15 protein-coding genes and 1 pseudogene are annotated in these 19,229 nt (G+C 59.9%); 6 read left to right on the forward strand and 10 right to left on the reverse strand.

Annotation, left to right across the window (positions count from 1 at the left end):
• Positions 1-59: 59 nt before the first annotated feature.
• Positions 60-1,436: a GTPase/DUF3482 domain-containing protein gene (locus KGA81_RS14330; protein WP_223546853.1), complete on the reverse strand. Its 1,377-nt coding sequence runs from the start codon at positions 1,434-1,436 to the stop codon at positions 60-62.
• On the reverse strand, positions 1,429-2,799 hold the full coding sequence (locus tag KGA81_RS14335; RefSeq protein WP_223546855.1) for a DUF2868 domain-containing protein: 1,371 nt from the start codon (positions 2,797-2,799) through the stop codon (positions 1,429-1,431). The genes KGA81_RS14330 and KGA81_RS14335 overlap by 8 nt, the downstream gene beginning before the upstream one ends.
• 96 nt (positions 2,800-2,895) lie before the next feature.
• Between KGA81_RS14335 and KGA81_RS14340 the strand changes: the two genes are divergently transcribed.
• Complete coding sequence (locus tag KGA81_RS14340) at positions 2,896-3,408, forward strand: dihydrofolate reductase (RefSeq protein WP_223546857.1); 513 nt, start codon at positions 2,896-2,898, stop codon at positions 3,406-3,408.
• Between the two features lie 116 nt (positions 3,409-3,524).
• On the opposite strand, the gene KGA81_RS14345 is transcribed toward KGA81_RS14340, so the two are convergent.
• Positions 3,525-4,916 (reverse strand): L-cystine transporter, encoded by a 1,392-nt coding sequence (locus tag KGA81_RS14345; RefSeq protein WP_223546859.1) that lies wholly within the window; start codon positions 4,914-4,916, stop codon positions 3,525-3,527.
• Positions 4,917-5,156: 240 nt separating this feature from the next.
• Between KGA81_RS14345 and KGA81_RS14350 the strand changes: the two genes are divergently transcribed.
• The 3 genes and pseudogenes from KGA81_RS14350 to KGA81_RS14360 all read left to right on the forward strand — a co-directional run bounded on the left by KGA81_RS14350 (position 5,157) and on the right by KGA81_RS14360 (position 8,711).
• The gene (locus KGA81_RS14350; RefSeq protein WP_223546861.1) at positions 5,157-6,212 is read left to right on the forward strand and encodes a haloacid dehalogenase-like hydrolase; all 1,056 of its coding nucleotides are present in this window, start codon (positions 5,157-5,159) and stop codon (positions 6,210-6,212) included.
• Positions 6,213-6,764: 552 nt separating this feature from the next.
• Entirely contained in the window at positions 6,765-7,052 is a 288-nt protein-coding gene (locus KGA81_RS14355) for a DUF6124 family protein (RefSeq protein ID WP_223546863.1), read from the forward strand.
• 186 nt (positions 7,053-7,238) lie between these two features.
• Positions 7,239-8,711 (forward strand): annotated as a pseudogene (locus KGA81_RS14360) (PAAR domain-containing protein).
• A gap of 565 nt (positions 8,712-9,276) precedes the next feature.
• Here KGA81_RS14360 and ilvD read toward each other — a convergent pair.
• The 3 genes from ilvD to KGA81_RS14380 all read right to left on the reverse strand — a co-directional run bounded on the left by ilvD (position 9,277) and on the right by KGA81_RS14380 (position 13,899).
• Complete coding sequence (gene ilvD, locus KGA81_RS14370) at positions 9,277-11,118, reverse strand: dihydroxy-acid dehydratase (protein ID WP_223546869.1); 1,842 nt, start codon at positions 11,116-11,118, stop codon at positions 9,277-9,279.
• A 241-nt stretch (positions 11,119-11,359) separates the two neighbouring features.
• On the reverse strand, positions 11,360-12,568 hold the full coding sequence (locus tag KGA81_RS14375) for an MFS transporter (RefSeq protein ID WP_223546871.1): 1,209 nt from the start codon (positions 12,566-12,568) through the stop codon (positions 11,360-11,362).
• A 134-nt stretch (positions 12,569-12,702) separates the two neighbouring features.
• Positions 12,703-13,899, reverse strand: coding sequence for a class I SAM-dependent rRNA methyltransferase (locus KGA81_RS14380; RefSeq protein WP_103395796.1), 1,197 nt, complete (start codon positions 13,897-13,899; stop codon positions 12,703-12,705).
• Positions 13,900-14,052: 153 nt separating this feature from the next.
• Here KGA81_RS14380 and KGA81_RS14385 point away from each other — a divergent pair, with 153 nt between their 5' ends.
• Both KGA81_RS14385 and mutM read left to right on the forward strand, forming a co-directional pair.
• Positions 14,053-14,922 (forward strand): HDOD domain-containing protein, encoded by an 870-nt coding sequence (locus KGA81_RS14385; protein ID WP_223546873.1) that lies wholly within the window; start codon positions 14,053-14,055, stop codon positions 14,920-14,922.
• Positions 14,923-14,954: 32 nt separating this feature from the next.
• A complete protein-coding gene (gene mutM / locus KGA81_RS14390) occupies positions 14,955-15,767 on the forward strand; it encodes a bifunctional DNA-formamidopyrimidine glycosylase/DNA-(apurinic or apyrimidinic site) lyase (RefSeq protein WP_223456647.1) in 813 nt (270 codons plus the stop codon).
• Between the two features lie 93 nt (positions 15,768-15,860).
• On the opposite strand, the gene KGA81_RS14395 is transcribed toward mutM, so the two are convergent.
• From KGA81_RS14395 to KGA81_RS14410, 4 genes are all read right to left on the reverse strand, one after another.
• Positions 15,861-16,112: a YfhL family 4Fe-4S dicluster ferredoxin gene (locus KGA81_RS14395; RefSeq protein WP_003195146.1), complete on the reverse strand. Its 252-nt coding sequence runs from the start codon at positions 16,110-16,112 to the stop codon at positions 15,861-15,863.
• A 220-nt stretch (positions 16,113-16,332) separates the two neighbouring features.
• Entirely contained in the window at positions 16,333-16,815 is a 483-nt protein-coding gene (gene coaD / locus KGA81_RS14400; RefSeq protein ID WP_108217078.1) for a pantetheine-phosphate adenylyltransferase, read from the reverse strand.
• Between the two features lie 115 nt (positions 16,816-16,930).
• Positions 16,931-18,526: a GMC family oxidoreductase gene (locus KGA81_RS14405; protein WP_223546875.1), complete on the reverse strand. Its 1,596-nt coding sequence runs from the start codon at positions 18,524-18,526 to the stop codon at positions 16,931-16,933.
• Positions 18,527-18,666: 140 nt separating this feature from the next.
• Positions 18,667-19,212, reverse strand: a complete 546-nt coding sequence (locus KGA81_RS14410; RefSeq protein WP_223546877.1) for a twin-arginine translocation pathway signal protein — start codon at positions 19,210-19,212, stop codon at positions 18,667-18,669.
• Positions 19,213-19,229 lie beyond the last annotated feature (17 nt).

The following is a 19,229-nucleotide window of genomic DNA, read 5'->3' on the forward strand; positions in this document are numbered from 1 at the left end:
TTGTGGGAGCGAGCTTGCTCGCGATGGCGTCAGCCCAGGCAACACAAGTACTCCTGCCTCTACAGCTGTTGTGCCAGAACCTCAACCTGTTCCTGCCGCTCCGCCTGATTCAATTTGGGATGAGGATTGAGCGACGACCACTGCGGATGCGCCCGCGCCTTGTTCAAAGCCTCGGGCAGTTTGCCTTCGCGCCAGGTTTTATCCTGTGGCGTGGCCACCTGGATGCTGTCCATCGCCGCATGCCCACGGGCGTTGAGCGCTTGCAGCAATTGCCGCTGACGCAGCGCCAAAAGCCGCAGCACGTTGTCGTCCACCGTCAGTTCGCGCTGGCCCTTGAGCTTGCCGAGCAAGCGACTGCCATAACTGCGGGCGGTTTGCAGGGCGCCGCCAGCAATCGCTCCGGCCAATGCCGCCGCGCCTAAGGTGATGCCACCCACCAGCAGATCGACCCCTGCCCCGGCAGCCGCGCCGGCAGCGATACCTCCACCGACGCGCACGCCCAGTTGCTTGAGGGTTTCCGGATTGAACAGGTCATCACCCCAGCGACCGTCGAGCAGCGGCAAATCACTCGCCGCAGCGTCCTGGACGCGGAAAGCATAAAGCTTGAGCAACGCCTCGACGCAACGCTGCTCTCGTTGACGCACGGCTTTGCGCAGTTCGCTGATGGCTTGCTGTTCTTGCCCGGCATCGTTGACCACGCTACGTCGGCAGGCCGCGCAATCGATCAATAATTCGGCAATCAACCGCGCCGCACTTTGCTGGCGGGCCAGGCGTTGAGCCTGCTGATCAGCAATCAGGCGTTCCAGCTGCGGTCGGGCGTTTTCCAGCAGCAAGGCGAGACTTTCATAGAGCCGGCGTTCGCCATCCTCCGGCGGTGCAACACTGTCGAAGCGCACCAGGGCATGTAAGCCCAGCCGCGCCAGCGCTTCACGCCAGGCCGGTTCGCGGTGGTTGGCGCTGCTGACAAAATTCAGCACCGGCAGCAGCGGTTTGCCACAGCTGGCCAGTACTTCCAGCTCGTCGCGGTACTTGGCCAGCACCGGCTCCCGGGCGTCGATCACATAGAGTCCGGCGTCCGACGCCAGCAACTGGCGCAGCACCTTGGCCTCCTGTTCGAAGCGTTGCCGGGCTTCGCTGCCATCCAGGAAACGCGCCAGCCGCGCCGGACCGTCGAGGCGTTCGCCAGGTCGCTCCAGGCGTTCGAGGTAATCGAGCAGGGCGATGGCGTCTTCCAGTCCGGGGGTGTCATAGAGATCGAGCAACGGCTCGCCGTCCACCGACAACCGTGCGCCCTCGACATGCCGCGTGGTGCTGGGGCGATGGGACACTTCACCGAAGCCGACGTCGCGGGTCAGGGTACGCAGCAACGAGGTTTTGCCGACATTGGTGTGGCCGACCACGGCGAGTTTCAGAGGCTGTTTCCAGGCGTCAGTCATGACCTGTCTCCAGCCAGTTCATCGGTGCACAATCGGCAAATGGCAGCTCAAGCTGTTGCAGCGCCACGTGCCAGTCGCCCAGGCGTTCGGCGTCCAGCGCTTCACCGGGGGGCGCCTGCAACAACCACACGCGGGTGGCGCTGGCGTTGCGGGCCAGTTCGGCAATCAGCGCCAGGCTGCCACGGTCCGGCGAACGCCTTGGGTCGCAGGCGATGGCCAGGCGCGCCAGGGGGAAACGGCTCAATTGTTCGAGCAGTTTGTGTCGCGATTCGCGGCTGTCGAGGATGCCGGCGTCGCTCACGTTTTTCGGCAATTGCGGCGGCCACGGGCGTTGGTCGTCCAGCTCGATGGCGACCAGTAACGCGCCGTCGCTTGGCTGTTCAGTCGCGCCGCTTTCCACGCGATGCAGCTGCGCCGGTGCCATATCGCTGACGCCGAGGCGCTCGCTGGTGGGCATCAAGCGTTCGCGCAATTGTGCGTAGCCGGGCAGGTTCAAGTCCAGGCGCAGCGCCATTTGACCGGTCTTCCAGCGCCACAGACAAAACAGTGCCAGCAGCAGGCGTGGCACAACGCCGTAGACCAGCAAGACGCCGACCAGCCACGCGGCCCAGGCCTGACGGGCACTTTCGATGTTCAGGGCGGCATCGCCACTGGCGCGGATCATTTCCTCAGTCGGCACGCTGAAGCCAAGCAGGGCCGGCAGCACGCCAAGCGCCTGAGTGACGGCGATAAAAGTGTCGGCACTGAGGATCGTGGTTTCCCAGACGAAGCCGTAGCGCCGGGTCGCCATCAACATCAGAAGGAGCACCAGGGCGCTGAGCATCGCCAGTAGCCACAGACTGTTGACCAGCACGCCGATGGCCCAGCGATTGAGCTTCTGCCGTTGCAATAACAGGAGCAGGGCGGGGGCCAGTTGTGCGGCTTTGGCGTCCCGGGCAAGTTTTTCGCTAAGCCACAACCACAAGCGCCCGAGACTGGCGCCGTGTTCGCCGGCAAACATCAGGCCCAGGACCCAGCTCAACAGCAGAATCAGGTTCAGCCCGAGCAGACTGCCCAAAGCCCAGAACACATTTACCGGGGGCTGCCCGTCATTTAACGCAGCAAACGCCAGGCCGGCGCCGCTGATCACGGCCAGCACCGCCATAACGATCAGCGCCAGTCGCGCGCCTTGCAGCCAGTGTTTGAGGGCCGTAGCCAAGCCATCGCGTTCAGCCAGCCACAGGGCCCGGCGTTGAATGCGCGACGGTAAATCGCCGCCGGCGCTGCGGGCCAGTCGGTTGGCTTCAAGGTCTTCCAGGGGGCCGGCATACTCTTCGCGCAGGCGGATGGTTTCTGTCAGCCAGAGGGTATTCAGTTCAGTCACGCGGCATCCCGTCGCTTAATTGAGCTGTGAGCATAACTGCTGTGGCGCTGGTCGGGGTAAGTTGCGGGATGCCGAACCTCTGGTATCCTCACTCGAATGAACAATACTCTTCCTCTATGCCTGATCGCCGCACTTGGTGAAAACCGAGTAATTGGCGTCAACAACAGCATGCCTTGGCACTTGCCGGGTGATTTCAAGTATTTCAAAGAAAAAACGCTTGGCAAACCAATCATAATGGGGCGCAAGACTTGGGATTCTTTGGGGCGTCCGCTACCAGGACGTTTGAACATTGTTGTAAGTCGGCAGGCGGATCTGCACCTCGAGGGGGCAGAGGTTTTTCCCACACTTGAAACAGCCGTGGCTCGGGCGGAGGAGTGGGCGTTAGAACGCGGCGCAGATGAGTTGATGTTGATTGGTGGCGCGCAGTTGTATGCGCAAGCGCTACCACATGCAGATCGTTTGTATTTGACTCGAGTGAATCTAAGGCCAGAGGGTGATGCCTGGTTCCCGGAGTTCAGTCCATTCGACTGGGAGCAGGCTTCTTTCAAGCAAAATGATGCTGACGGTGACAAACCTGCGTACCGTTTCGAGATTTTCGATCGAGCCTAAAAGCATCGCGAGCAAGCTCGCTCCCACAGTGTTTTGAAGTGAATCACAAATTGTGTGAACACCACAGATCCCTGTGGGAGCGAGCTTGCTCGCGATAGCGGTCTCTCAGGTGCCGATCAAACGTGCGCCAACGCCAAATGCTCATCCGCATCCAGCAACGCCTTGTCGGTCTGCTGCATCACCTGACTGGTAATCGCCCCCGCCGTCATCGAACCACTGACATTCAACGCCGTACGCCCCATATCAATCAGCGGCTCGACCGAAATCAGCAACGCTACCAGTGACACCGGCAAGCCCATAGCCGGCAGCACGATCAACGCCGCAAACGTCGCACCGCCGCCAACCCCGGCCACACCGGCCGAGCTCAGCGTGACAATTGCCACCAGCGTCGCGATCCACAGCGGGTCCAGTGGATTGATGCCCACGGTCGGCGCCACCATTACCGCCAACATCGCCGGGTACAGGCCGGCACAACCGTTCTGGCCAATGGTTGCGCCAAACGAAGCGGCGAAGCTGGCGATGGATTGCGGGATGCCCAGGCGGCTGGTCTGGGCCTCGATGCTCAGCGGAATCGTCGCAGCGCTGGATCGGCTGGTGAAGGCAAACGTCAGCACCGGCCAGATCTTGCGGAAGAAACGCAGCGGATTGATCCCGGCAACCGACACCAGCACGCCATGCACCACGAACATCAGGCCCAGGCCGATATAGGACACCACCACGAAACTGCCGAGCTTGATGATGTCTTGCAGGTTGGAACCGGCGACCACTTTAGTCATCAGCGCCAGCACACCGTACGGGGTCAGCTTCATCACCAGGCGCACCAGACGCATCACCCAGGCTTGCAGGGTGTCGATGGCGTTGAGCACTTTCTGACCTTTCTCGGCATCATCCTTGAGCAATTGCAGGGCCGCGACACCCAGGAACGCGGCGAAGATCACCACGCTGATGATCGACGTCGGCTTGGCCCGCGCCAGATCGGCAAACGGGTTCTGCGGGATGAACGACAGCAGCAACTGCGGCACGTTAAGGTCAGCGACCTTGCCGGCGTAATCGGTCTGGATGGTTTGCAGGCGCGCCATTTCCTGGGTGCCGGCCACCAGGCCTTCGGCGGTCAGGCCGAACAGGTTGGTCAGGCCGATGCCGATCAGCGCTGCAATGGCCGTGGTGAACAGCAGCGTGCCGATGGTCAGGAAGCTGATCTTGCCCAGCGACGAGGCGTTGTGCAGACGGGCCACGGCGCTGAGGATCGAGGCGAATACCAGCGGGATCACGATCATTTGCAGTAACTGCACATAACCGTTGCCCACCAGATCGAACCAGCCGATCGAGGCTTTCAGCACCGGGTTGCCGGCACCGTAAACGGTGTGCAGGGCCACGCCGAACGTCACGCCCAGCACCAGTGCGAGCAGGACTTTTTTCGCCAGGCTCCATGTCGTGTGGCGGGTTTGCGCCAGGCCGAAGAGCAGGGCGAGGAACACCAGCAGATTGAGGATCAGCGGCAGATTCATTGGAACTCCCATTAGACTTTTGCCAACTGCCTTCCGGGGCAGCTGCGAACTGGCAAGCCTAACAGCTTGAAAACTAATGAATTAATATCAAAAACGCATGGTATTCGTCGCTTTTGGAATAAGCGGATGTCGCTTTCAGAAATGCAACTGGCGCGAAAGGGACGCAGGCGGTCGCTGACAGGCGAGGACTGTCACACTTATTTGTTAGCGTCGATCTCCTTTGATCAGGGAGATTTGCATATGAAGTTCGCACCGAAGTTTCTTGCCGCAGCACTTTGTCTCGGCCTCGCCGGCCAAGTCCTCGCAACGGATCTGAAACACTGGCCGGCCGATCAGGCCAAGGCGCTGGACGCGATGATCGCCGCCAACGCCAACAAGGGTAACTACGCGGTGTTCGACATGGACAACACCAGTTACCGCTACGACCTGGAAGAGTCGTTGCTGCCGTTCATGGAGAACAAGGGCCTGATCACCCGCGACAAACTCGACCCTTCCCTGAAGCTGATGCCGTTCAAGGACACCGCCGACCATAAGGAAAGCCTGTTCAGCTACTACTACCGCCTCTGCGAAGTCGACGACATGGTTTGCTATCCATGGGTCGCCCAAGTGTTCTCCGGCTTCACGCTCAAGGAACTCAAGGGCTATGTCGACGAGATGATGGCGTCCGGCAAACCGGTGCCGGCCACTTATTACGAAGGCGATGTGGTCAAGAAACTCGACGTCAACCCGCCGAAAATCTTCACCGGCCAGCAAGAGCTGTACAACAAACTGATGGAGAACGGCATCGAGGTCTACGTAATGACCGCTGCCTCCGAAGAACTGGTGCGCATGGTCGCGGCCGATCCGAAGTACGGCTACAACGTCAAACCGCAGAACGTGATCGGCGTGTCGCTGCTGCTCAAGGACCCGAAGACTGGCGAGCTCACCACCGCGCGCAAGCAGGTCACCGCCGGCAAATATGACGAGAAGGCCAACCTCGGCCTGGAACTGACCCCGTACCTGTGGACCCCGGCGACCTGGATGGCCGGCAAGCAGGCGGCAATCCTGACCTACATCGACGAGTGGAAAAAACCGGTGCTGGTGGGCGGCGACACCCCGAGCAGCGATGGTTACATGCTGTTCCACAGTGTTGACGTGGCCAAGGGCGGCATCCACCTGTGGGTCAACCGCAAGGACAAGTACATGACCCAGATCAACGGCATGATGGCCAAGAACGCCGCGGCCCAGACCAAGGAAGGCTTGACCGTAACTGCCGACAAGAACTGGGTGATCGTCAAGCCTGAAGAAATCCAGTAAGACCGGGTGCAACTATTGTAGGAGCGAGCTTGCTCGCGATGGTCGTTTGAACGATGACGCGTGCTTTCTGGTGCAGCGCGTCGTCCTTGCATCCATCGCGAGCAAGCTCGCTCCTACAAAGATCTCGGGTGAAGCACAAATTGTGTGAGCGCTCGGGACCCCTGTGGGAGCGGGCTTGCCCGCGATGGGGCCAATCGGTGCAATGAAAGCCTCCGCTTGAACGACATCTCCTTACAGTCGCAACCTACGCATTCTTGCGTAAGGGACTACGACTACGCCAGAATCCGCCGGCTTGTGCGCCTGGGGGGCGGCTTCTATCGTTTTCGCGTCACTGAATATCAGTGATCGGGTTTGGTAGCCCGTGTTCACCTCGGCGCATTGCGCCACCCTTTGCAGGGGTCGTTTCTGTCTCTGCTCATATGGTGGCCATGCGCAGGGCATCTTCGGACGCGCCGGGTTCCTGGTGACCGGTCTACCAACCTGCGTATGGCCGCCACCCATCGTTTGGTAGCGAGGGTGATGGCTCCTTTTTTCTCACCCGGAGTTCCATCAATGCTGAAAATTACCCCCGATCCCCCAAATACCGACAACCTCTGCGCCCACATCAACACCACCCCGCGCAAACCCAGCCGAACATTCGTCATCGCACCGGGCCTCGACACCGAAACCCTGTTGGCTCACGCCTGCGAATCCCTCGCCTCGGCCAATGTCATGGCCAGCGATTTCGCCGCACTGCTGGAAGGCTCGCAACGCAGCACAATGCTGGGGATTGCGCAGGTCATCATGTTGGGCGAGCTGGCGGTGAATCAGGCACTGGATAACCTCGACCCACAGGATTAACGCTCGCAAAAAATGCCCCGTACTTGGCGGGGCATTTTCATGTTCGACGGTTAACGCCAGCACACCGACGTCCATATCCAGTCTCATTTCAGAATTGACCTACATCAATCAAGGAAGCGTCTGATTTTTCCTTCGCTTCGCCTCTTCTAGCGTGCGTCCTTTCGATCTGAAAAGGACACATTTCGCATGAAGCGTTACTACATCACCGTCGGGGCCAAAACCACCGTCAAGGGAACCGTCGTCAGCGGCTGGCATCGCGGCAGTATCAATGGCCAGGCCATGGTCCGCGAAGGCGATGAGGTCAAATGCCCTGAATGCGACAGCACCGGGACCATTATCTGCATCGGCCCACGCCTGTCGGAGGAGTGGGATGGACGCAAGCCAGCCCTGGACGGCGACCTGTGCAAGTGCAAGTGCGATCCACCGCCCAAGCTGATTGCCAGCCAGACTTTCAGGAGCCAGCGGATAGAAACCGGCAATGTTGCGCCACCTGCCCGAGCTGCCACCCAACCCGCCAAGCCGGCCGAAGCACGACAACCGACAGCCGAACCGCGCCCCTCCAGCTTCACCCCGCCGACGGGCCGTCCTGTAACGAGCTACAACGAGCAGTCTGGAGAGCTCTGCCAGAACCTTTGGCGAAGCTATCAGCAAAGAGCCGAAGCCATCGTGGCGCCAAGCGGCATCCTGATCGCCGACCCAAAGGCGCGTAATCGCGCGATCAATGCGGCGTACGCCCGATTGTGGCTGGAGGATCAGCGTTTCCAATGGGCGGGCCTCGCGGCGTTCGCCTCCAAGCAGGTGGGTTGTGGATTGCTGCATGCGGCTGATTCGATCGACAAGATCCAGACCGAACATGACGCGCAATTACGCTGGAAGGATGCGATCAGGAGAGGATTTTCCGGGTTGTTCGACAAGCGAAGCGAGCATGAACGGCAGCAGAGCGCTCAACGAAGTGAGAAAGCGCGACAAGAATACGAACAAGCCCGCCGCAACAACCCGCTGCCTGGCGGTAAGCGGAACGAGGGTGAGTCGTTGTCGTATGTGCAGAAGCAGCTCCATTACGTGCACGACATGCTGGCGCTTGGTAATACCACGCTGTTTTTGGATGTGTTTCCGCTACACGCTTTTTACAAAGAGCGTGGGTAGTCGGCGCTCAGGACTTGCTTGGGCGCTCGTCAAGATATTTATGAACATGATCAGTATCCAGTCCTGTGGCCGATCGAGCAGAAGAAGGTGACATTTGGTTATAACCACAAGGAAATCCTGCAAGCCTTCGAAGCCATTGATGCAGGCAACATCACCGAGAGTGTTGTTTTTCTTGCCGAACATGAACAGAAGAACATCCTGCAGCCAGCAATGTACAGTGACCTGAATCTGGTGGCTTTGCTACTTGGCAATCAGTTCTCTTATGTTACGAACTTACCGTCCGGTGCCGCTGCAGCCGTCGAACTGACCCTGGCCAGCCAGTGCCGTCCCAGTGACGATGGACGTACAGTTGGTTTCAGCAGCGATTACTTTGCCAATCTGGCCGACATCCATCAACGCATGCCCTTCGTACTTAAGGCCGCGACGCAATTTGATGAGCTGCTGCGGCGCTCTGATCGCCACCTCATCGAACAGGCGATTCTTGACATTGCCGCAGGCCGGGGCGTGCGATGAGGTCAGATTATTTAACTCGGCGAGTTACTTTAATGGAGTAGATGTACATGGTGGTACGCATTCTTTGGTCAGCTATATATTTGGTTGGAGGTGTTCTGCCAGCTGTTGGGTTGGCTCTACTCAGTCTGTTTTTTACGATGTTTGGTGACCTGTTTGGCATATTGCTAAGCACACTCGCATGGCTGGGGACTATCGGGCTTTTATTGGCGTCGTTCAACTGGCCTAGTGGCATCAGGCCGTGTCGCAGGCTGGTTATATCAGTAATGTTGGTAATGGGCTTGATTGTAATATTTCCTGTGCTGATATATTCATTAGCTCACCCTAGCAGCAAGATGTGGTTTGGTGCGGTAGTTCTTGGGCCGACATTGTTAGCGCTTCACTACCTGTGGCAAGTTGCGCGGAGCTCTCGCTCCCGCGAATAAGGATCTCTTGCTTTTTGATTCCCTGATATAGGGTGTTTTTATATGGAAAGTTAGAAGTGCCAAGGATCGATATGATCGACTGATAATTGATCCAAAAAAATACCCCGCACATGGCGGGGCATTTTTTGTTCAACGGTTAAGCTTTACAGCCCGTCAAGCATCGCCTTGTTACGCACAGCACCCTTGTCGGCGCTGGTGGCCAGCAGGGCGTAAGCCTTCAACGCGGTGGTCACTTTACGTGGCCGCACTTCCACCGGTTTCCAGCCTTTCTTGTCCTGCTCGACTCGGCGTGCCGCCAGTTCTTCATCGCTGACCAACAGGTTGATCGAGCGGTTCGGAATGTCGATCAGCACCTTGTCGCCGTCCTGCACCAGGCCTATTGCGCCACCGGCAGCCGCTTCAGGCGAAGCGTGGCCGATGGACAGACCGGACGTACCGCCGGAGAAACGGCCGTCGGTGAGCAGGGCGCAGGCTTTGCCCAGGCCTTTGGATTTCAGGTACGAGGTCGGGTAGAGCATTTCCTGCATGCCCGGGCCGCCTTTCGGGCCTTCGTAGCGAATGATGACGATGTCACCTTCTTTCACTTCGTCAGCGAGGATGCCGCGTACGGCGCTGTCCTGGCTTTCGAAGATCTTCGCGTTGCCTTCGAACACGTGGATCGACTCGTCGACGCCAGCGGTTTTCACCACGCAGCCGTCCAGGGCGATGTTGCCGTAGAGCACGGCCAGGCCGCCTTCTTTCGAGTAAGCGTGCTCGACACTGCGGATGCAGCCGTTTTCACGGTCGTCGTCCAGGGTTTCCCAGCGGGTCGACTGGCTGAACGCGGTTTGCGTCGGAATGCCTGCCGGACCGGCCTTGAAGAAGTGGTGCACGGCTTCGTCGGTGGTCTGGGTAATGTCCCACTTGGCGATGGCTTCTTCCATGCTGCGGCTGTGCACGGTCGGCAGCTGGGTGTGCAGCAAGCCACCACGGGCCAGTGAACCGAGGATGCTGAAGATGCCGCCAGCGCGGTGCACGTCTTCCATGTGGTACTTCTGGATGTTCGGCGCGACCTTGCACAGTTGCGGCACGTGACGGGACAGGCGGTCGATGTCGCGCAGGTCGAAATCGATCTCGGCTTCCTGGGCAGCGGCCAGCAAGTGCAGGATGGTGTTGGTGGAACCGCCCATGGCGATGTCCAGGGTCATGGCGTTTTCGAACGCTTCGAAGTTGGCGATGTTGCGCGGCAACACCGACTCGTCGTTCTCGCCATAGTAACGCTTGCACAGCTCGACGATGGTGCGCCCGGCCTGCAGGAACAGCTGTTCGCGGTCGCTGTGGGTGGCCAGGGTCGAACCGTTGCCCGGCAATGCCAGGCCCAGGGCTTCGACCAGGCAGTTCATTGAGTTGGCGGTGAACATGCCGGAGCACGAACCGCAGGTCGGGCAGGCGCTGCGCTCGTACTCGGCGACTTTCTCGTCAGAAGCGCTGGAGTCGGCGGCGATCACCATGGCATCGACCAGGTCGAGACCGTGGGAAGCGAGTTTGGTCTTGCCGGCTTCCATCGGGCCGCCGGAGACGAAGATCACCGGGATGTTCAGGCGCAGGGCGGCCATCAGCATGCCAGGGGTGATCTTGTCGCAGTTGGAGATGCACACGATTGCATCGGCGCAGTGGGCGTTGACCATGTACTCGACGGAGTCGGCGATGATCTCGCGGCTCGGCAGCGAATAGAGCATGCCGTCGTGGCCCATGGCGATGCCGTCGTCGACAGCGATGGTGTTGAATTCCTTGGCCACGCCACCAGTGCGTTCGATCTCGCGGGCGACCAGTTGCCCCAGGTCTTTGAGGTGCACGTGGCCCGGTACGAACTGGGTGAACGAGTTGGCAATGGCGATGATCGGCTTCTTGAAGTCGTCATCTTTCATCCCCGTGGCGCGCCACAGTGCGCGGGCACCGGCCATGTTGCGGCCATGGGTGGATGTTTTCGAGCGGTAATCAGGCATGAAGCACTCCGGGCGGCTAGTCAGGTATCAAAAGGGAAGTGAGCTTCTATTGACGTCTGGAACACCCAGAAATGGCCGCGTGTCCGGAAGTTGCCGATAACTTTGCGGGATCGCCGCGCGCTTCAGCTTGAGCTCATAAACCCGCCGGGGATGACTGGCGATGAATGTTCGCGATTCTACACGGCTGGCGGCTGGAGGGAATGGTTGCGAGCGTGGATACAGCCCTCACGAGACGTGCGGCCTACACCGTCGTTGTTACTTTTCCGCTGCACAGCGCGCGCCGACTGATCAATGCGTTCAATCCCAGCCCTACCGCGCTCAGGGTCAAAAAGCACAAGCCCAGCGCGGTGGTCAGGTATTCGTTGGCCAGATTGATCACGGCACTGATCAGGCCGCCACACATGAAAATCAGCAGACTACCGGCAGAGGTCGAGGTGCCGGCGTGTTGCGGGTAAAGGCTCATCGCTCTGGAGTTGGCTATGGGCCGGGAAACGGTGGTGCCAGCGGTACAGATCAGCATGGGGATCAGTACAGTGGCAGCCGACAGGCCGAACTGCCAGGCCAGCCACAGCATCACCAGCCCCGACAGGGCGATCAAACCCAGGCCGATTATGATTTGCGTGCCGCCTTCCAGATAGCGATGCAAGATGCTGGCAACAATCCCGCCGACCACATAGGCCGCACCATATAGCAACAGTGCCCAGGCGAACTGGTAGGCGGAAAGGTTCAGGTGCTCCATGAAAATGATCGGTGAGATGACGAGAAACGAGAAATGGCAGGCGAAGGCGAGGGCGGAAATCAGCCAGTAACCGGTAAAGCGGATGTCCGAAAGGAGTAACCAGTAAGCGCCGAAAAATCGCCGTGACGCGCGCTCGCTACTGCGGCTTTCTCTAAGCAGAAACCAGGATCTCAACCAGACGATGATCGCAAGACTGATGAACACATAAAAACTGCCCTGCCAGCCCAGATGCAACTGCAACCAGGTGCCCATCAGCGGCGAACTGGAGATGAAAATCCCGCCGGCGGTGGTCATCCAGATCCGCAGGCGTTCCAGCTCCCGGCCGGCGAACAGATCCTGAACCAGCGCCTGAGACAACGCAAACGACCCGCAACCCACTGCCTGAACCACGCGAAATACCAGAAACCAGGCGAAATCCCTGGCGAACAGACAGCCCGTTGCGCCCACTGCTGCCAGGGCTATTCCTCCCAGCAACAGCTTCTTGCGCCCGAACATATCGGACAGCGGCCCGATCAACAGCAGCGAAAACGCCAGGCCGACGGCAAAGAGGCTGACAGACAAGGCGATATCGGTGGGGGAGGTACGAAAGTGCTCGGAAAGCGCGGGAAACGAGGGCAGGACCACGTCGAGTGGGAAAACGGCGAGGAGCGTCATGGCCATCAACAACAGGATGAACGACGATTTTTCTTTGGCGTGAATGGCGCGAGTCATCAAACTTCGCTCTCGATCCGCGAGGGGGGAGGCGAGGATTGATTTGATGAGGGGGGCAAGTCAATGCGAGTGGCGAAGGACTATTCTGAAACTGTTGTAGGAGCGATCTGACTCGCTCCTGCAACAGATCACGATCAGCTGTTTGGCAGCAACCGGCAGGTGATGCTCTTGATGTAACGAGTCTCGGCAATCGCCGGGTGCACCGGATGATCCGGCCCCTGACCGCCACGCTCAAGCATCTGGATATTGCGGTCCAGGTGGCGGGCGCTGGTCAGCAGGATGTTCTGCAGGTCGTCTTCCGGCAGGTGCATCGAGCAGGATGCGCTGACCAGGATGCCGTCCTTGGTGAGCAGGCGCATGGCTTGCTCGTTCAGGCGGCGGTAGGCGCCTTCGCCGTTCTTCATGTCTTTCTTGCGTTTGATGAACGCCGGTGGGTCGGCCACGATCACGTCGAAGCGTTCTTCGCTGGCTTTCAGTTCTTTGAGGGCTTCGAACACGTCGCCTTCGATGCAGGTCATTTTTTCGGCGAAACCGTTCAGTGCGGCATTGCGCTCGACACCGTCGAGGGCGAAGGCCGAAGCGTCGACGCAGAACACTTCACTGGCGCCGAACGCGGCAGCCTGCACGCCCCAGCCGCCGATGTAGCTGTACAGGTCCAGTACGCGTTTGCCTTTGGCGTACGGCGCCAGGCGTGCGCGGTTCATGCGGTGGTCGTAGAACCAGCCGGTTTTCTGGCCCTGAATGACTGGCGCTTCGAATTTCACGCCGTTCTCTTCGAGGGCAACCCACTCCGGCACCAGGCCGAACACGGTTTCGACGTAGCGGGTGAGGCCTTCGGCGTCACGGGCGGCGGAGTCGTTTTTGAACAGGATGCCGCTTGGCTTGAGCACTTGGGTCAGCGCTGCGATCACGTCGTCTTTATGGGCTTCCATGGTGGCCGAAGCGATCTGTACTACGAGGATGTCGCCGAAACGGTCGACCACCAGGCCCGGCAGCAGGTCGGAGTCGCCGTAGACCAGGCGGTAGAACGGCTTGTCGAACAGGCGATCGCGCAGCGACAGGGCTACGTTCAGGCGGTGTACCAGCAGCGATTTGTCCAGCGGCAACTTGATGTCGCGCGACAGCACACGGGCACAGATCAGGTTGTTCGGGCTCATGGCAACGATGCCCAGCGGCTTGCCGCCAGCGGCTTCGAGGATCGCCTGGTCGCCGGCCTTGAAACCGTGCAAAGGCGTAGCGGCTACATCGATTTCGTTGCTGTAGACCCACAAGTGACCGTTGCGCAGACGACGGTCGGCGTTGGCTTTGAGGCGCAGGCTAGGCAGGGACATGTCGTCGCTCCGGAAAAAAGAGCGGGAGTATAGCGTGTTGAGGCCCCGGATTGGCCTGCAAGTGGATATGTGGCGAGGGTTGTCTTGCGATTTGGTATGTCGGATCCAACTTCATAAAGGTTAGAATCGGCGCCTGACCCAGAGCGTGCACAAATGTCCCAAGAGCTGACCTCCGAACAGATCCAGCAAGCCCTGCAGGGCATCAGCGTACCGGCCCAGCCGCAAATCATGGTGGATTTGCAGATGGAGCAGTACATGCCCGACCCGGATCTGGAAGTCATCGCCAGGCTGATTTCCCAGGACCCGGGACTTTCCGGTTCCCTGCTGAAGATCGTCAATTCGCCGTATTATGGCCTGAGCAACAAGATTGCCTCGATCCAGCGCGCGGTAAATCTGTTGGGCAGCCGCTCGGTCATCAACCTGATCAACGCGCAGTCGATCAAGGGCGAGATGAATGACGACACCATTGTCACCCTGAACCGTTTCTGGGACACCGCCCAGGACGTGGCCATGACCTGCCTGACCCTGGCCAAGCGCATCGGTGTTGAAAATGGCGACGAAGCCTATGCCCTGGGCTTGTTCCACGACTGCGGCGTACCCCTGATGCTCCAGCGTTTCCCCGACTACATGGGCGTTCTTGAGCGGGCCTATGCCAGCGCCAGTGCCGAATGCCGGGTGGTGGATACGGAGAACCAGGTGTTCAATACCAATCACTCGGTGGTCGGGTATTACACGGCCAGGTCCTGGCGCCTGCCGGAACACGTGAGCGCTGCGATCGCCAATCACCACAATGCCCTGGCGATCTTCAGTGATGAGTCGTCGCGCAACAGTTCGCTGAAGAACCTGCTGGCGATACTGAAAATGGCCGAGCATATTTGTGCTTCTTATCGGGTACTGGGCAACCAGACCGAAGATCACGAGTGGAACAGCATCGCGGCGCTGGTGCTCGATTATGTCGGCCTCTCGGACTACGACTTCGAGACCCTCAAGCAGACGATCCGCGACCTCGGCACTCATCGCTGAGTGTCGCAACTTTCTTCTTTCAAGAGCGCACCATGCCGGAACTGCCAGAAGTCGAAACCACCCGTCGCGGCATCGCGCCGTACCTGGAAGGCCAGCGCGTCAGCCGGGTGATCGTGCGTGACCGGCGCCTGCGTTGGCCGATTCCCGAAGACCTCGATGTGCGCCTGTCCGGGCAGCGCATCGTACTGGTGGAGCGGCGCGCCAAGTACCTGCTGATCAATGCCGAAGTCGGCACCTTGATCAGTCATTTGGGCATGTCAGGCAATTTGCGTCTGGTGGAGGTCGGGCTGCCGGCGGCCAAGCATGAGCATGTGGACATCGAACTGGAGTCAGGCCTGGCGCTGCGTTACACCGACCCGCGGCGCTTCGGCGCAATGCTCTGGAGTCTCGATCCGCTCAATCATGAATTGCTGATCCGCCTGGGGCCTGAGCCGCTGACCGACCTGTTCGATGGTGAGCGCCTGTTCCAGCAGTCCCGTGGCCGCTCGATAGCGGTCAAGCCGTTCATCATGGATAACGCGGTGGTGGTGGGTGTGGGCAATATCTACGCGACCGAAGCGTTGTTCGCCGCCGGGATCGACCCGCGCCGCGAAGCCAGGAGCATTTCCCGTGCGCGTTACTTGAAGCTGGCCATCGAGATCAAGCGCATCCTGGCGGCTGCCATCGAGTGTGGCGGTACCACGCTGCGGGACTTTATCGGTGGCGATGGTCAGCCCGGTTATTTCCAGCAGGAACTGTTCGTGTACGGCCGTGGCGGTGAACACTGCAAGGTCTGTGGCACGGGGCTGCGGGAAGTGAAACTCGGGCAGCGCGCCAGCGTTTTTTGCCCGCGTTGTCAGAGCTGAAGAGCTTCGCCGGCAAGCCGGCTCCTACAGGTTTCGCGAACATCTGTAGGAGCTGGCTTGCCAGCGAAGGCGGTCTGACAGGCGCCGAATGGCTCAAGCCTTGCCGGTAATTTTCCGATACTTCTCCATCAACTGTTCTTCAGTCTCCGGATGAGCTTCGTCCAGTGGAATGCAATCCACCGGGCAGACCTGCTGGCACTGCGGTTCGTCGTAGTGGCCGACGCACTGGGTGCACAGGTTCGGGTCGATCACGTAGATCTCTTCGCCTTGGGAAATGGCGGCGTTCGGGCACTCGGGTTCGCAGACGTCGCAGTTGATGCAATCGTCGGTGATGATCAGGGACATGCTAACTCCAGCCGGGGCGGCAAGCCCGGGCGCAATAAACCAATGCGCATAATTGTGCCGCATTGGCGCCTGCGTTGCACGCAGGTGCGACGTACTGTAGGAGCCAGCCTGCTGGCGATGAACCCGAGAACGCCGCGGGGCGTCAGGTTTCCCGCGTTATTGTTGGCGTCCATCGTCGGAACGCCGCCCGGAGCAGGCTCGCTCCTACAGTTTGCGGGGGTTATTTCTTCTTGAAGCGCTCGGTCAGGGCGTCCGCCACCACAGGGTGGACGAACTTGGTGATATCGCCACCCAGGGCTGCGATTTCACGGACCAGCGTCGAGGAAATGAACGAGTAACGCTCTGAAGGGGTCAGGAACAGGCTTTCCACGTCCGGCGCCAACTGGCGATTCATGTTGGCCAGCTGGAACTCGTATTCGAAGTCCGACACCGCGCGCAAACCACGCAGGAACACGTTGGCGTTCTGCTCTTTGGCGAAGTGCGCGAGCAGCGTCGAGAAGCCGACGACTTCAACGTTCGGCAGATGTTTGGTGACCTCGCGCGCCAGTTCTACCCGTTGTTCCATTGGAAACAGCGGGTTTTTCTTGGGGCTCGCGGCAACGGCAATGATTACGTGGTCGAACAGGCGCGAGGCGCGTTCGACCAGATCGCCATGGCCCTTGGTAATAGGGTCGAAGGTACCTGGGTACAACACTCGGTTCATCGCGTCGTCCTGGCGGGAATCCGTTGGGGAGTCGGATGGTATCGCAGCCTTCCCGGTCGGCCAAGTCGCCTGTTGGGTAAGAAAGCACTATAGACGATGGGAATAATCGTCATTTTCATGGGTTTTTTAAACGTTCGGCCAGGGATGTCGCCAGTTGCGCGGTCAGTCCATAGACCGACAGCTGCGGATTGGCGCCAATGCTGGTGGGGAACAGCGAACCGTCGTGAATCGACAGATTGCCCAGTTGATGATGCCGGCCGAGGCTGTCGGTCACCGCGTTCGTCGGGTCTTCCCCCATGGCGCAACCGCCCATCACATGAGCGCTGCCCAGGCGCGTGCGATACAACTCCAGGCTCAGGCCATCGATCAGCGTGCGGGCTTCGACGAGGGTCTTTACGTAGTGTGCGTCGGCGTGCATCGGCATGATTGCCTTGGCGCCACCGGCAAACTGAATTTCGGCCATGGTATGGAACGCCCGGCGCAATCCATCCCAGGCGTAAGGCGAAAGCTGATAATCCAGCACCGGCGTGTCATCGCTGCGCAATTCGACGCTGCCACCGGGGCTGTCCGGGTGAAAACCGTCGCGCAGTAACGCCAGCATGGCGTGGGTATGCGGCAGATTGGCCATGTGCTGCGAGTTTTCCTGGCCGAACCCGCCGAGCAACGTCGTGGCCAGCGCCGGGTGCAGGGGCGGGACTTCCAGTTTGAAGGACATCTTGCCGGTGGTGCCGTCCTGCCATTGGAAATGGTCGGAGTAAATCGACTGCGGCGCGCCGTAGAACGGGTTGACCACTTCGTCGAACAGCGCGGCGGACATGTTCACCGGGTGCAGGAAGGTGCGTTTGCCCAGGCGCTTGTGCGGGTCGGGTACCCCGGAGCGCATCAGCAAGGCCGGGCTGTTGATGCCGCCACCGGACAGCACGAAATGCCGCGCCTTGACCGTGATGATGCGCCCGGTCGGTGCGACGCAGCGTTCATCCATTGCTGAACATTGCAGGCCGGTGACCTTGTCGCCGCTGATGTTAAGTTTTTCGGCGCGGGCCAGGTAAAGCAGCTCGCCACCTTTTTCCAGGGTCGCCGGAATGGTCGTAACCATCATCGATTGCTTGGCGTTGGTCGGGCAGCCCATGCCGCAGTAGCCCAGGTTCCAGCAGCCGCGAACGTTGCGCGGGATGACGTGCCATGAGTAATTCAGTGCTTCGCAGCCCTTGCGGATCACATCATTGTTGGCGTTGGGCGGCACCATCCACGGTGCGACGCCCAGGCGTTGCTCCATTTTTTCGAACCATGGCGCCATTTCCGCCGGGCTATGGCCCTTGACGTTGTGCTCTTTGGCCCAGTGTTCCAGGGTCGGCTCCGGGGTGCGGAAACTGGAAGTCCAGTTGATCAGCGTGGTGCCGCCCACCGCCCGGCCTTGCAGGATAGTGATCGCGCCATCCTTGCTCATGCGGCCGATGCCTTCCTGATAAAGGCTGCTGTAGGCCTGGTCTTCGAGCAGCTTGAAGTCGCTGCTGGTCTTGAGTGGGCCTTCTTCGATCAGCAGCACTTTGTAGCCGGCCGCGCTGAGGATTTCAGCCGTGGTGCCGCCGCCGGCTCCGCTGCCGATGATCGCCACGTCCGCTTCGAGTGTCAGGTCCTGGGTCAGTTGCGAGCCATTGTAGGTTTTCCAGCCTCGGGCCATGCCTTCGCGGAACGGATCGGGTACGGGCATCTTCGGATTCTCTTTTTATTGTTGGAGTAGGCGGTGAAGCGGCTGGCCCCATCGCGAGCAAGCTCGCTCCCACATTGGTTCTGCGTCGTTCACATATCCCCTGTGGGAGCGAGCTTGCTCGCGATGGGGGCGCCACAGTCTCAAACGGTAGGCGGCCCGGGATACCCGCAATGCGCCCACGATTCCTTGCGCCCGTACCAGGCCATCATCACCAGTTGCAGCAAGGAACTATGGCCCATGCGCAACAGGCTCAACGAGCTGTTTTCCCAGCGATCGAGAAAGGCTCGGATGTCGTTGGCGCTGGCGTTTTCCCAACTGCCCCAGACCCCGGTCAGCGGTCCGCGGGTCACGGCCATGCCCAGCACATCGAACAGTTGCCGGGTTAACTTGAGCATTTCCGGGGACAAGTGAGCGAGGTTGTAATCAAGGCTATTCAGTGTGCCCTCGACAGCCTCGGGCATCCGTTCGGTGGTCACGGCACCCTCGAGCATGACCGGAATCAACGCCCGCAAAAACAGCAGGTCGCCGCTGTGTAACGTGACGAAACCACTGGCCGGAACACTCGACGAGCAGCCGCTGAGGCTGGCGCCCAATCCGGCAGTGGCGAGAAAGGCGCTGGCGCCGAGGCTGAATTTAAGCAGCCCGCGCCGTGACAGCGCGGGTGTATCGGAAAAGCTGGGGTTCATTATTGTTATTACCCGAT

The sequence above is a fragment of the Pseudomonas sp. A-B-19 genome (assembly GCF_019947515.1).
GTDB lineage: Bacteria > Pseudomonadota > Gammaproteobacteria > Pseudomonadales > Pseudomonadaceae > Aquipseudomonas.

Coding starts and splice junctions, on each gene's coding strand:
- ilvD (WP_223546869.1), bottom strand. CDS start 11,118: ATGCCTGATTACCGCTCGAAAACATCCACCCATGGCCGCAACATGGCC.
- KGA81_RS14375 (WP_223546871.1), bottom strand. CDS start 12,568: ATGACTCGCGCCATTCACGCCAAAGAAAAATCGTCGTTCATCCTGTTG.
- KGA81_RS14350 (WP_223546861.1), top strand. CDS start 5,157: ATGAAGTTCGCACCGAAGTTTCTTGCCGCAGCACTTTGTCTCGGCCTC.
- KGA81_RS14405 (WP_223546875.1), bottom strand. CDS start 18,526: ATGCCCGTACCCGATCCGTTCCGCGAAGGCATGGCCCGAGGCTGGAAA.
- coaD (WP_108217078.1), bottom strand. CDS start 16,815: ATGAACCGAGTGTTGTACCCAGGTACCTTCGACCCTATTACCAAGGGC.
- KGA81_RS14340 (WP_223546857.1), top strand. CDS start 2,896: ATGAACAATACTCTTCCTCTATGCCTGATCGCCGCACTTGGTGAAAAC.
- KGA81_RS14380 (WP_103395796.1), bottom strand. CDS start 13,899: ATGTCCCTGCCTAGCCTGCGCCTCAAAGCCAACGCCGACCGTCGTCTG.
- KGA81_RS14385 (WP_223546873.1), top strand. CDS start 14,053: ATGTCCCAAGAGCTGACCTCCGAACAGATCCAGCAAGCCCTGCAGGGC.
- KGA81_RS14355 (WP_223546863.1), top strand. CDS start 6,765: ATGCTGAAAATTACCCCCGATCCCCCAAATACCGACAACCTCTGCGCC.
- KGA81_RS14410 (WP_223546877.1), bottom strand. CDS start 19,212: ATGAACCCCAGCTTTTCCGATACACCCGCGCTGTCACGGCGCGGGCTG.
- KGA81_RS14345 (WP_223546859.1), bottom strand. CDS start 4,916: ATGAATCTGCCGCTGATCCTCAATCTGCTGGTGTTCCTCGCCCTGCTC.
- mutM (WP_223456647.1), top strand. CDS start 14,955: ATGCCGGAACTGCCAGAAGTCGAAACCACCCGTCGCGGCATCGCGCCG.
- KGA81_RS14395 (WP_003195146.1), bottom strand. CDS start 16,112: ATGTCCCTGATCATCACCGACGATTGCATCAACTGCGACGTCTGCGAA.
- KGA81_RS14330 (WP_223546853.1), bottom strand. CDS start 1,436: ATGACTGACGCCTGGAAACAGCCTCTGAAACTCGCCGTGGTCGGCCAC.